Origin of the sequence: Mucilaginibacter sp. PAMC 26640, from assembly GCA_001596135.1 — a bacterium.
In the GTDB taxonomy this organism is placed as follows: Bacteria; Bacteroidota; Bacteroidia; order Sphingobacteriales; family Sphingobacteriaceae; genus Mucilaginibacter.
The window spans coordinates 4252081-4264865 of sequence record CP014773.1 but is presented as its reverse complement, the minus strand read 5'-3'; the positions used below and the strand labels follow the sequence as shown (position 1 = coordinate 4264865).

The window sequence follows — 12785 nt, the reverse complement described above, 5'->3', positions numbered from 1 at the left end:
AAAATATACAGCATGCTAAAAAGGCTTTGTATCACTTGCCTTCTCCTTTTTATTTCGTTTATTACTGTGCATGCAAATGTACTTGCTGAAATCCGTACGCCTCAGCGCCAGCCAAAAATAAATCAGGATACACTGGAACACATTATAGGTTATAAAGATGATTTGCTACGACAAAAAAGGCTTATTGTTTTTATGAAAAACTATCTTCAGGCATCTGCTGATGATAAGCTTGTAACGGTGCAAGATACTTTTAACCAGGTTTTTGCGAGGAATAATGTTGCTGATCGGGATATATACGCAGTATTTATGACCAGTTTTGCCGCGTACAAACAGCACGACCTCAAAAGTGCAGAACGGTCTATGTCCCGGGCAATTCAGGAAGCTGATCAACGGCATGCTGCTTACCTGCTTTACCAGCTTTACACCCATCTTGGTTTTATACAAACAGACCAGGGTAACTTTATTGGCGCTATTTATAGTTATCGCATGGCGATGAAAGAGGTCACCAGTTTAAGAAGCAGGCTAAAGGACAATCGCCCACAGGCCACGCTTGCCATTAATATTTCAGATCTTTATTATAAATCAGGTTTTTATAATGAATCTTTAAATTATCTTGATAAAGCTTGGTTATTGGTCTATAAAGATAAAACGACCCGCAACAATCTGTCCAGTGTTATTTTCTACAATAAATCTGAAAATTATTTCAGGATGGATAAAATTGATTCGCTGAAAGTTTATCATAAAAAATTAAATGATCCGAGTAACAAAAACTACAAGATTTTTAATTATCGGCAGCGAACCGCATATTATATCACTTTACTTAAACGAAACTATGCAGGGGCAATAAAGCAAATAAATGCCATGATGCAAGATGCTGGTTACGTTCATAATGAATTGGAGAACCAGCACCTGGCCGATGCCTATTTTATGAGTGGCCAACTTGATTCTGCTAAGAAAAAGATTGATGAACAGCTAATCATTGCTTCAGCCAATAATCATCCGGAGATAAAGTATCACCTCTACGAATTGCTGGCACAAATAGCGGAGAAAAGAGGTGATGAAAAGCTGGCTGCTCAGAATTTTATGCTGGCGCTAAAGGAGTCACAGGAGAATAATGCGAGGCTAACCCAGGTAGGTAATATTTCTTCGCAAATTAAGATAGACGAAGCGGAAAATATTTATATTCAGCAAACCGAAATTTACGAACGTGAGCGGCTTTGGCTGATATTTTTGGTTATAACCGCTGCATTCATTATCATCGCGATAGCACTTATTTACCGTAACGTTAAGCAAAAGCGCCATTACGAACAGTTACTGTTTGCAACCAAAAAAGCCGAACTTTCATTTATAAACTCACATGAAGTGCGAAAGCATCTGACCAATATACTTGGCATAATGGATATCATCAAACACAGCGATAACAATCTGCAGGAATACAGAAGATGCGAGCAATATCTATTAAGTTCTGCAAAAAGGCTGGACGAGGCAATCAAAAATATTTCGGAGAAGATCAACGAGTAATGTCACACTTCGACTGATGGACAGCCTCCCAGTTATCAATTTTTCTGATATACCAAGAAGTGCTGGATTGGCATAAATTCCCCATCCTGCACCAGATGAAAGCCGTTTGCCACCAGCTCTTTGGTTACCTGTTTTACGCTCATCTTATGCAGTTCTTTTATCGCTACCGCCGGGTCTTCCGCGCGATATTCCAGCAATAGAAGTTTACCGCCGGGCTTTAGCGCATTGCGAATCGCTTGCAACATTTCGCGCGGATAAAGCAATTCATGATAAACGTCAACCATCATCGCCAGGTCTATGGAACTTGCTGGCAGGTTTGGTGATTTTTCGCTGCCTTTTACCACGATAATATTATTGTTTTTTAAGGAGCGGCTTTTGTTTTTTAAATAGGAGATGGCATCATTCTGAATCTCAACCGCGTAAACTTTTCCCTGCGGCACTTTAGAAGCAATGCGAAAGGTGTAATAACCAGTGCCTGCTCCAATATCTGCTACGGTGCTGTTTGGAGCAATGGGTAATTTAGATATGGCTAATTCTGTGTTTTCTTCTTGTTGCCTGTTATTGCGTTCCAGCCAGGCCGCGCCTTCAAAACTCATCACCTGCGCAATTTCACGGCCCTGGTAAAATTTACCTTTTCCATCACGGGTGGGTGTATGATAAGTGTAGACTGAATCTTTGGGCTGCTGTGGAGCCGCATTGGATAAAACCAAAGCTGAGAGCAAACCAAGCGCAAATTTAATGTTGAGCATGCTAATCTAACGCAAATTTACACCAACATGTTTTACAGCAATGATTTACGAAAAAGGTTTATAAATTGATTAAGGTAGTTTCCCGGCCTATAATATCGGCCACGCTGGTTTCTGATAATATTTTTAAGGTTGCATCCCTTACTTCTATAAATACGTCCCTTATTCCGCAGGTATGTTCCTGGTGGCATTCATCACATTTGTGGTAAAAGTTGAGGCTGGCACAGGGTACCATCGCTATCGGCCCATCAGTAATACGCATAATGTTGACGAGATAAATATCCTTTGGATCTTTATTAAGGCTGTAGCCACCGCCCGCGCCTTTTTTGCTATACAGAAAACCTGCATTGCGCAAATCTAAAAGGATCTGTTCCAGAAACTTCTTGGGGATTTTTTCCAGCTCGGCAATTTTTGAGATCTGCATGGGGGGTTTATCCATATTTTTGCCCATGACAACCAGCGCCTTTATTGCGTATTTAGTTTTTTTCGATAACATCTACTGAGATAATTGACAAAGTTACGCAAACAAATTTGTTAAGCATAATGTGTAAACATAACCCAATTTTTAGTGTTTATCTGAATGGCCCAAGCTTTTTTCAGGATTGACCACGTCTCTCACCAGCTGTTTTAGTTCCTTAATTTCCGGGAAACGTCCCTGCTTTTTCCGATCGAATATCTCCCTGTCATTTACATAAATTGTATAACGGCCGGATGTTTCGCTTGGTTGCAATGTTATGCCGTAAAGTTCATCGCTAAAAGTAGTAAGTAATTCCTGCGCCATATAAGCGGCTCTCATCATCCAATTGCATTTTGGGCAATATTCAATTCGTACGGTGGGTTTCATTTACCTGAAAGATAAACATTATTGAATATCTTTACAAGGTAATCACCAACCAACTTATAAATCTTCATGAAAAAAATAACTTTCGTTTTGATCGCGCAGCTAACTTGCACGATAGCATTTGCTCAAAAAAGTACTCAAATTAAGATTGTAAACGGAGTACTAGAGGGCGTAACGGAAAAATCCGGCGTAATTAGCTACAAGGGAATTCCATTTGCGCAACCGCCGATAGGAGAATTGAGGTGGAAAGATCCGCAGCCGGTAAATAACTGGGGCGGTGTGCGGAAGTGCGATGCCTTTGGCTACAACCCGATGCAAAAGAAAGTATTTGGCGATATGGGGTTCAGATCCCCGGGAATGAGTGAAGATTGCCTTTATTTGAATGTTTGGAAACCGGCCAATTCATCAGCAACCAAACTACCGGTGCTGGTATATTTTTATGGCGGAGGCTTTGTTGCCGGTGATGGTTCAGAAGCCCGGTACGATGGCGAGAGTATGGCAAAAAGAGGGATAATCGCGCTAACCGTAAATTATCGCCTCGGGGCGTTTGGCTTTATGGCGCATCCCGAGTTGAGTAAAGAATCACCGCATCACTCATCAGGCAACTACGGTTTATTGGATCAGAATGCTGCATTGCGTTGGGTGCAAGCTAACATAGCGAAATTTGGAGGCGACCCTAAACGGGTTACGATAGCAGGGGAGTCGGCAGGCTCCATTGCGGTATCTGCGCAGATGGTATCACCTTTATCGAAGGATCTGATTGCAGGTGCCATCGGAGAAAGTGGCGCGATGATAAAACCTACCTTAGCAGCTATCCCGCTGGCGGATGCGGAAGCCAATGGAGTGAAATTTGGCGATAAAACAGGTGCCACATCCTTAGCTGCCCTGCGAGCATTACCTGCAGCCGACTTGCTGGAGGATGCATCAAAGCCCGGCATGCCGCCATTATCGTCAGGTACGGTAGATGGCTACTTTTTGACAAAAAAACCGTCAGATTCGTTTGCCGCCGGTGAGCAGGCTAAAGTGCCGTTACTTGTTGGCTGGAACAATGCCGAGATCCCATTTCAGGCGGTGATGTATGGCAAGGCACCATCACCGGAAAACTACCTGGCGCAATTAAAGTCGTTTTATGGCGACAGGGCGGAAGAGGTTTTGAAGCTTTACCCCGGAGCGGATGAAAAAGAAGTAATTAAATCTGCAACAGAGCTGGCCAGTGATCGCTTTATTTCCTACAGTACCTGGAAATGGGCAGACCTGCATGCAGAAACCAGCGGCAGACCAGTTTACCGATATTTGTTTTCGCACCCAAGGCCACCAATGACTGTTAAAATGGCTGGCGCTACAGCCGGGCTGGCAGGTGGTGTAACCAAGGCCGATCCGGCTAAGCCAGTTGTTAAAACAACCGAGCCCTACGTTGGTGCGGCACATGCATCAGAAATAGAGTATGCTATGGGTAATTTGGCAACCAATGAAGTGTATGCCTGGAAGCCTGCGGATTACAGCGTATCCAACACAATGGAAACTTATTTCGCTAATTTTGTCAAGACAGGAAATCCTAATGGTACAGGAGTGCCAAAGTGGACTGCAAACACTAAAGGCAGCCCGGTCTCGTTCATCAATATAACCGTTAAAACCCAGTTAGAAAAAGAAAATAGCCAGCTAAGAAATCGTTATTTATTTCTTGATAAAGAATATTCAAAATAATTAGCAATAGCAACACGTGAAAGCCGCTTTTACCCATGGTAAAGGCGGCTTTGTTTTTCAATTAAAATCTCCCTGTAAAAATAAAGCCGTATCTGCATTGAACAGATACGGCTTTATTTTTAATTCTTTATTATCTTATAAGTGGATCACTTCGCCATACGCATCAGCTGCGGCTTCCATTACAGCCTCGCTCATGGTAGGGTGCGGGTGCACCGATTTGATGATCTCGTGCCCTGTGGCTTCCAGCTTGCGCGCTGTAACTACTTCAGCAATCATTTCGGTAACGTTGGCACCCAGCATGTGTGCGCCAAGGAATTCACCGTATTTTGCATCAAAGATTAGTTTCACAAAACCATCTTTTGCACCGGCAGCACTTGCTTTACCAGATGCTGAGAATGGGAACTTACCTACTTTAATATCGTAACCTGCTTCTTTGGCGCCTTTCTCGGTATAGCCAACCGATGCAACTTCTGGAGAGCAATAGGTACAACCCGGAATGTTATTGTAGTTCAAAGGCTCAGGATTATGGCCTGCAATCTTTTCTACACAAATAATGCCTTCGGCAGATGCTACGTGTGCCAGGGCCTGGCCTTTAACGATATCGCCAATGGCGTAAACGCCATCTACATTGGTTTTGTAGAAATCATCAACTATCACTTTGCCCTTATCGGTTTTAACTCCGTTTTCTTCAAGGCCAATTCCTTCAATATTGGTGGAGATACCAATTGCAGACAATACGATATCAGCTTCCAGCACGATGTTGCCGCTGGCTGTTTTCACATTTACCCGGCAACCCTCGCCATTTGTATCAACAGACTCGACAGTAGAGCCGGTCATGATATTGATGCCTTGTTTTTTGAGTATCCGCAACAATCCTTTGGAGATTTCCTCATCCTCTAATGGAACGATGTTATCTAAAAATTCTACAACCGTTACCTTTACACCGATGGCATTATATAGGTAGGCAAATTCGATGCCGATAGCACCAGAACCCACGATCACCATTGATGCCGGTTTTTGAGGCAGAATCATGGCCTGCCGATAGCCGACTATTTTTTTACCATCCTGTTTAAGATTTGGCAACTCGCGGGAGCGGCCACCTGTTGCCAGGATAATATTTTTAGCAGTAAATTCTTTGGTAGATCCATCAGCAATTTTAACAGCTACAGTATTCTTGCTTTTCAACGATCCGTAGCCTATAATTACATCTATCTTATTTTTCTTCATAAGGAACTGAACACCTTTGCTCATGCCATCGGCAACGCCGCGGCTCCTTTTAATCATGGCTTCAAAGTTCACTTCGCCGCCCTGGGTTGTAATACCGTAATCGGCAGCATGATTAAGATATTCAAAAACCTGGGCGCTTTTTAAAAGCGCCTTTGTAGGTATGCAGCCCCAGTTAAGGCAAACTCCACCTAATGATTCTTTTTCAACTATAGCGGTTTTTAAACCCAGTTGTGAAGCGCGTATAGCGGCAACGTAGCCGCCCGGGCCAGAACCAATAACAATTAAATCGTAGTCCATATAGTTATATATCTTTTTTGATTTGGAAAGCCAAAGCTAATTAAAAAGCGGGGAAATGAAAAAAATCAAGGTTTTTAGGATTTTGCGATGATGCAAGGCGCTAAGTTTACTTAAAATAAATATAGCGTCGATGAATTGCGCTATTTATGTAAATATTATAGAAAAAATTCCCGCCGATTCAATTATTAGCTACATAATGTGTAAAATGTTGAAAAATATATAATTAATGTTAACACTAACTTAACATTGGCGATCAGTCTATTAGCTATCTTTGTCCCAAATTTAAATCACTTAACGTTTAAAAACTAAAAAACAGAGTATGAGGAAGCATTTACTTCTATTAATTTTCTCCCTTTTTACTGCAGTTGTTGGCTTTGCACAGCAAACAACAAGTAGTATGTCGGGCTCGGTAGTTGACGAGAAGGGATTGGCGTTGCCGGGTGTTACCATCACGGCCGTTCATACCCCAACCGGAACAAACTACTCAACCGTATCCCGTGTGGATGGCCGTTACAATTTACCTAACTTACGTATAGGCGGGCCGTACACGGTTACTTTTTCCTTCATTGGCTTCAACTCACAGGTTCAGAGTGACATTACTTTGTCATTAGGCCAGGAATTTAAAGTTGATTCAAAAATGTTGCCAACCAGTACCCAGCTAGGTGAGGTTACAGTAAGAAGCACCCAAAACAAGGTAATTAACAATTCCCGTACAGGTTCACAGGAGATCATTACCCGCTCACAGATCGATCGTTTACCTACTATCAGCAGGTCTATCAGCGATTACACCAAATTGACCCCATCTGCTAACGGTAGCAGCTTTGGCGGTCGTAATCAAAACAGCAACAACTTAACGGTTGATGGTGCTTTGTTTAACAACTCGTTTGGTTTAGCATCATCTTTAGGTGGCCAAACCAATTCACAGCCTATTTCTTTGGACGCAATTGAGCAGATCCAGGTGGCTGTTAACCCTTTTGACGTTACCCAGGGCAGGTTTGCAGGTGCCGGTATCAACACCGTAACCAAATCTGGTACTAACGAATTTAAAGGAACTGTATACCTGTACAAACGCAGTGCAGGTTTAGTAGGTTTGCATGCTCTTACCGCAGATGTAGCTAAACCAAGTGTAGATTACACGCAACGTGGTATCAGCTTAGGCGGCCCGATCATCAAAAACAAATTATTCTTATTTGTATCTGGTGAGCAGGAAAGAATCAGCGATCCGGCAACTCCCTACACCGCTTTACGTGCTGGTCAAACATCTGGCGGAACAGTATCACAAGCTACTTACGATGATCTGAACGGCCTGAAAGATTTCCTGAAAACTAAATATAACTATGACGCAGGATCTTTTGAAAACTATCAGTTACGTACCCGTTCTGATAAAATTACAGCTAAATTAGACTGGAACATCGATAAGAACAATACCTTGTCATTAAAGTATTTCTACCTGAAATCTTTACGTGACGTGCCACCAAGCAGTTCGGGCGCACAAGGTTCCCGTAGCCCGGGTTTGACTGGCTTACCGTTCTTTTCTTCTTATTACACCATCAACAATAATTTCAACATCGGTATTGCCGAGCTAAACACAAGGATCAGCAGCAAATTTGCCAATAAATTAACTGTGGGTTACCAGGCACTGCGCGATTTTCGCTCATCACCAGGTGGTGGTTCATTCCCGTTGGTTGATATCTTAAACGCTCAAGGTACAGGTACCTTAACCTCATTTGGTTACGAGCCTTTTACTGCAAACAATTTATTGAACACCAATACCACACAAGTAAGCGATAACTTCAGTATTTACGCTGGTAAACACGAAATCAATATTGGTGTATCTGGTGAGTTCAACAGCTACAAAAATGGTTTCGCGCCTAACTATAACGGTTTGTACCGCTTTAACAGCATTGCTGATTTTTATGCTTCTGCTAACAGCGGCACACCAAACGCTGCACGTTACGCTTACCAGTATTCAGCGCTGCCAGACGGTTCATTCCCATTTGCCTATGTAAAAGCGTACACAATAGGTTTCTACTTGCAAGATAAATGGCAGGCATCCGATAACTTTAAACTGACCTATGGCGCCCGCATTGATATGCCGGGTTACAATACAGACAGCCAGTTCAATGCATCTGCTAATGCTTTGACCGGTTTTAGAGACGGCTATCAGGTTAACACTGCACAATTCCCTAAAAATGCATTGCAGTTTTCTCCGCGTGTAGGTTTTAACTGGGATGTTAATGGTAACGGTACTACACAGATTCGTGGTGGTGCTGGTATCTTTACAGGTCCTGTTCCTTATGTTTACATATCTAACCAGGCAAGTAACAACGGTGTGCAATTTGGTTCGTACACGTTGGTACCGGGTTCGGGCGGTGTAACAGCAACGGATCCACGTTTAGTTTTCAATCCAAATGTTGATGCAAACAGGCCTACTACTGCAGCAGCAAACACTTCTTACAACCTGGTAATGACAGACAGGAATTTTAAATTCCCGTCAAACTTCCGCGTAAACTTAGCAATAGATCAAAAATTGCCATTTGGTATCCTGGGTACCTTAGAGGGTAGCTATTCAAAAGATATCAATGCGGTTATTTTCCAGAATGTTGCCTTACCTAGCACAGGCACTGCACTGGTTGGTTCAGACAACCGGATCCGTTACAGCAACACAACAGTATATCCATCACTGGGTGCTGCACAAACAGCAGCTTTACCAAATATTACCGATGCAATCTTGCTGAAAAACACCAGCAAAGGGTACGCTTATTTTATTACAGGCCAGTTACAGCGGACGTTTAAAGATTTCTTCTTTAATGTGGCTTATACTTACTCAGATTCACGTTCGGTTAACGATGGTGGTTCTATTGCACAATCAACCTGGAGAGACCGTGCGGTTTATGGCGATCCTAATGCTGATGTTACATCTTACACAAATTTCCGTCAGCCAAACCGTGTTATCGCGTCGGCTTCTTACCGCAAACAGTATCTTAACCATTTAACTACTTCCATAGGTTTAACTTATGAAGCAGCTAACGTTGGATCAACCTCTTATGTATACAGCGGTGATGTTAATGGTGACGGACAAACCAGTAATGATTTGATCTATGTACCAAAAGATGCCAATGACATTTTACTTGTTAAAGATAACGCTGCTGACACCCGTACAATAGGCCAGACCTACAACCAGTTGAGTGCTTACATCAACCAGGATCCTTACCTGAGCAAACGTAAAGGCAAGTATGCTGAACGTAACGGTTTACTTTTACCTTACTTCCATTTGGTGAATCTAAACTTTACCCAGGATTTGTATCAAACAAGCGGTAAAATAAAAAATACCCTGCGTTTTGAGTTCAATATCATTAACCTTGGTAACTTTTTATACCGTAACTGGGGTAATTACAAATTTGCGAACAGAGCGTTATTGTTAACCTATAAAGGTATTGATGCAGCTACAGGCAAGCCATCTTATTCTTTCCCTTACTTTGATAATACTAACCAGATTCCGCTTACTTCTACATTCGGTAATGGTGTATCACAGTCATCACGCTGGCAAGCTCAAATTGGTTTAAGATACCTGTTCAACTAATCTCATTTATAAAAAATTGGTCATATAAAAATTGATATATGAAAAGGAATAAATTTAATATCATACGCATTGCTTTATTTGCAGCACTGCCGGCAATTGTGCTTTCCGGCTGTACTAAAGATACTGCTATCCCGCCAACTCCACCCACGGTCTCTCCGGTTACTACAACCGGTACTGTAGCATTATTTGCAGGCAGTAACACATTTGGTTCTGGTAATGGCACTGGCGCTGCAGCAACATTTAGCTACCCTACAGGACTAGCTACTGACGTTGCAGGTAACGTCTACGTTGCTGATCAGGCGAATAACCAGATCCGTAAAATCACGTCCGCAGGCGCAGTAACAACATTATCTGGTACCTTATTGCCTGGTAGTACAAATGCAACGGCAATTGGTGCAACTGCAGCCTATAACAACCCATCTGGTGTAGCTATCGATGCAGCCAACAATGTTTACATTGCTGATTTTTTAAATAACCAGATTCGGAAGATCACCGTTGCTACAGGAGCTGTAACAACCTTAGCAGGTGCAACCGCATCAGGATCAGTTAATGCAATTGGTGCTGCGGCAAGATTTAATGGCCCGGCCGGGGTTGCTGCCGATGCAACAGGAAATATTTATGTTGCCGATTACAATAACAACCAAATCCGCAAAATCAGCGCGGACGGCGTTGTTACCCTATTAGCAGGTTCAACTGCTGGTAATGTAAACGGTGTAGGCGCCGCTGCTAAATTTAATGGCCCGCGTAGCGTAGCTGTTGATTTAACAGGTAACGTATACGTAGCAGATGCCAATAACAATGTTATTCGTAAGATTGCTGCAGACGGAACGGTAACTACATTAGCCGGTACAGGTGCAATCGGAAATGCCGATGGTGCAGGTACTGCTGCTACTTTTTACCATCCGGCTGGTGTAGCTGTAGATGCATTGGGCAATGTATATGTTGCTGATACTAATAACAACCTGGTACGTAAAATTACTGCAGCCGGTGTTGTTTCGTCTTTGGCAGGTAGTGGTTACTTAACTTTAACCGCACCATTCAATGCTCCTGCAGGCATCACTGTAAATGCAGCAGGCACTATGGTTTATGTAGCCAGCGCACTTGGCAATACTATCCATACCGTAAAGTAATTAATTTAGCCATAACAAAAACCCCGGTAGTAATACCGGGGTTTTTTTGTTATAAAGAGTTTTAAATACACAGCCGCCAATTTGAATTTACAATTCGCGGAGGCGCCGGCAGAAATAGCGCTGACTAACGCTTATGGGTTTTAAACAACCTATCCCACATTCGGGTGTAGACAACAAAATTGTGATTGATACCGGTATGATTGATGCTGGTGATGAATAGTTGACCTGTTGAGGAATTTAAAATTAAATTTCGCTCTAATTTAGCCGATACCCGGATCTATTCCTAATGCCGGCGATGCCAGACACCACATTGACCGTTAAATATAAAGGACGGCTCTGGATGTCAAAGTTGTACCTACCGGAATTTTACGTTCCAGGTTAGGTAGAAAATATAAATTCATTAACATGAATAATATTTTAAGCATTCTACCGGGCCCCAAAACATGTCGTAAAGAACCCGCCAAGGTGCGTTCGCGGCTGTTCGGGCACGTTCGGGCTGTTTTTTTGGAATTCTTAGCGCGAACGCGAACAGTAAACGGGATGTTCGATGCGCCTATTCGTATTCAAACACTCCAAATTCGGAACTTACGGTTACCTTCTTTTTACCGGCAGCCTCAACACGGCCAATAATCTGGGCTGGCACACCGAAGCTTTCGGATATGCGAATGATGTCCGCAGCAATTTCTTGAGGAACATACAACTCCATCCGGTGGCCCATATTGAAAACCTTATACATTTCTTGCCATGACGTATTTGATTCTGATTGGATAAGCTTAAATAGCGGAGGTAAAGGCAAAAGGTTATCCTTAATAATATGAAGATGATCAATAAAGTGTAATACCTTGGTTTGAGCGCCGCCGCTGCAATGCACCATGCCGTTGATCTGGCTGCGATACTTGTCTAAGATGGTTTTAATAATAGGGGCGTACGTGCGTGTAGCCGACAATACCAATTTGCCGGCAGTGATGGTTTGGCCATTGCCAATTGCTATCTCGTCAGTAAGTTTTTTGCTGCCAGAGAAAACAAGATCCTGAGGTAGTGCAGGGTCAAAACTTTCAGGGAATTTGTCAGCGATGGTTTTATTGAACACATCATGGCGTGCGGATGTTAAGCCGTTTGATCCCATACCACCGTTATATTCTCTTTCGTAAACAGCCTGCCCTGCTGATGCCAGGCCAACGATAACGTCGCCAGGTTTGATGCGGTCATTTGAGATCACATCGCTCCGTTTCATACGGCAGGTAACCGTGCTATCTACAATAATGGTGCGCACCAAATCGCCCACATCAGCAGTTTCGCCGCCGGTAGAATAAATCCCTATACCGGCATCCCGTAATTCAGCAAGAATTTCTTCGGTACCATTAATTATAGCTGCGATAACTTCGCCGGGTATCAAGTTTTTATTTCGGCCGATAGTTGATGATAGCAGGATGTTATCTGTTGCGCCTACACAAAGCAGGTCATCCAGATTCATGATGATGGCATCCTGTGCAATGCCCCGCCAAACGGAAATATCACCGGTTTCTTTCCAGTAGGTATAAGCCAAAGAGGATTTTGTGCCTGCACCATCCGCATGCATAATATTGCAGTAATCAGCATCATTCGTCAATATATCCGGTACAATTTTGCAGAATGCTTTTGGGAAAATGCCTTTATCAATATTTTTAATGGCGTTATGTACATCATCTTTTGATGCAGATACACCCCTTTGATCGTATCTTTGCGGAGAATTCATG

9 protein-coding genes are annotated in these 12785 nt (G+C 42.8%); 4 read left to right on the top strand and 5 right to left on the bottom strand.

Features of this window, described 5'->3' with window-relative positions; all coding sequences use genetic code 11:
* Positions 1 to 12 precede the first annotated feature (12 nt).
* Positions 13 to 1521: a hypothetical protein gene (locus tag A0256_18455; GenBank protein AMR33259.1), complete on the top strand. Its 1509-nt coding sequence runs from the start codon at positions 13 to 15 to the stop codon at positions 1519 to 1521.
* Positions 1522 to 1556: 35 nt separating this feature from the next.
* On the opposite strand, the gene A0256_18450 is transcribed toward A0256_18455, so the two are convergent.
* The 3 genes from A0256_18450 to A0256_18440 form a co-directional block, all read right to left on the bottom strand.
* On the bottom strand, positions 1557 to 2270 hold the full coding sequence (locus A0256_18450; protein AMR33258.1) for a methyltransferase type 11: 714 nt from the start codon (positions 2268 to 2270) through the stop codon (positions 1557 to 1559).
* Between the two features lie 58 nt (positions 2271 to 2328).
* Entirely contained in the window at positions 2329 to 2763 is a 435-nt protein-coding gene (locus tag A0256_18445) for an Rrf2 family transcriptional regulator (protein ID AMR33257.1), read from the bottom strand.
* A 69-nt stretch (positions 2764 to 2832) separates the two neighbouring features.
* A complete protein-coding gene (locus A0256_18440) occupies positions 2833 to 3111 on the bottom strand; it encodes a SelT/selW/selH selenoprotein (protein AMR33256.1) in 279 nt (92 codons plus the stop codon).
* 66 nt (positions 3112 to 3177) lie between these two features.
* Between A0256_18440 and A0256_18435 the strand changes: the two genes are divergently transcribed.
* Entirely contained in the window at positions 3178 to 4812 is a 1635-nt protein-coding gene (locus A0256_18435) for a carboxylesterase (GenBank protein ID AMR33255.1), read from the top strand.
* 135 nt (positions 4813 to 4947) lie between these two features.
* On the opposite strand, the gene A0256_18430 is transcribed toward A0256_18435, so the two are convergent.
* Positions 4948 to 6336 (bottom strand): dihydrolipoyl dehydrogenase, encoded by a 1389-nt coding sequence (locus tag A0256_18430; protein ID AMR33254.1) that lies wholly within the window; start codon positions 6334 to 6336, stop codon positions 4948 to 4950.
* A gap of 319 nt (positions 6337 to 6655) precedes the next feature.
* Here A0256_18430 and A0256_18425 point away from each other — a divergent pair, with 319 nt between their 5' ends.
* The gene (locus A0256_18425) at positions 6656 to 9919 is read left to right on the top strand and encodes a TonB-dependent receptor (protein ID AMR33253.1); all 3264 of its coding nucleotides are present in this window, start codon (positions 6656 to 6658) and stop codon (positions 9917 to 9919) included.
* A 38-nt stretch (positions 9920 to 9957) separates the two neighbouring features.
* A complete protein-coding gene (locus A0256_18420) occupies positions 9958 to 11049 on the top strand; it encodes a hypothetical protein (protein AMR33252.1) in 1092 nt (363 codons plus the stop codon).
* 553 nt (positions 11050 to 11602) lie between these two features.
* On the opposite strand, the gene A0256_18415 is transcribed toward A0256_18420, so the two are convergent.
* Positions 11603 to 12784, bottom strand: coding sequence for a phosphoribosylformylglycinamidine cyclo-ligase (locus A0256_18415; protein ID AMR33251.1), 1182 nt, complete (start codon positions 12782 to 12784; stop codon positions 11603 to 11605).
* Position 12785: the final 1 nt, after the last annotated feature.

Coding starts and splice junctions, on each gene's coding strand:
- A0256_18455 (AMR33259.1), top strand. CDS start 13: ATGCTAAAAAGGCTTTGTATCACTTGCCTTCTCCTTTTTATTTCGTTT.
- A0256_18450 (AMR33258.1), bottom strand. CDS start 2,270: ATGCTCAACATTAAATTTGCGCTTGGTTTGCTCTCAGCTTTGGTTTTA.
- A0256_18445 (AMR33257.1), bottom strand. CDS start 2,763: ATGTTATCGAAAAAAACTAAATACGCAATAAAGGCGCTGGTTGTCATG.
- A0256_18440 (AMR33256.1), bottom strand. CDS start 3,111: ATGAAACCCACCGTACGAATTGAATATTGCCCAAAATGCAATTGGATG.
- A0256_18435 (AMR33255.1), top strand. CDS start 3,178: ATGAAAAAAATAACTTTCGTTTTGATCGCGCAGCTAACTTGCACGATA.
- A0256_18430 (AMR33254.1), bottom strand. CDS start 6,336: ATGGACTACGATTTAATTGTTATTGGTTCTGGCCCGGGCGGCTACGTT.
- A0256_18425 (AMR33253.1), top strand. CDS start 6,656: ATGAGGAAGCATTTACTTCTATTAATTTTCTCCCTTTTTACTGCAGTT.
- A0256_18420 (AMR33252.1), top strand. CDS start 9,958: ATGAAAAGGAATAAATTTAATATCATACGCATTGCTTTATTTGCAGCA.
- A0256_18415 (AMR33251.1), bottom strand. CDS start 12,784: ATGAATTCTCCGCAAAGATACGATCAAAGGGGTGTATCTGCATCAAAA.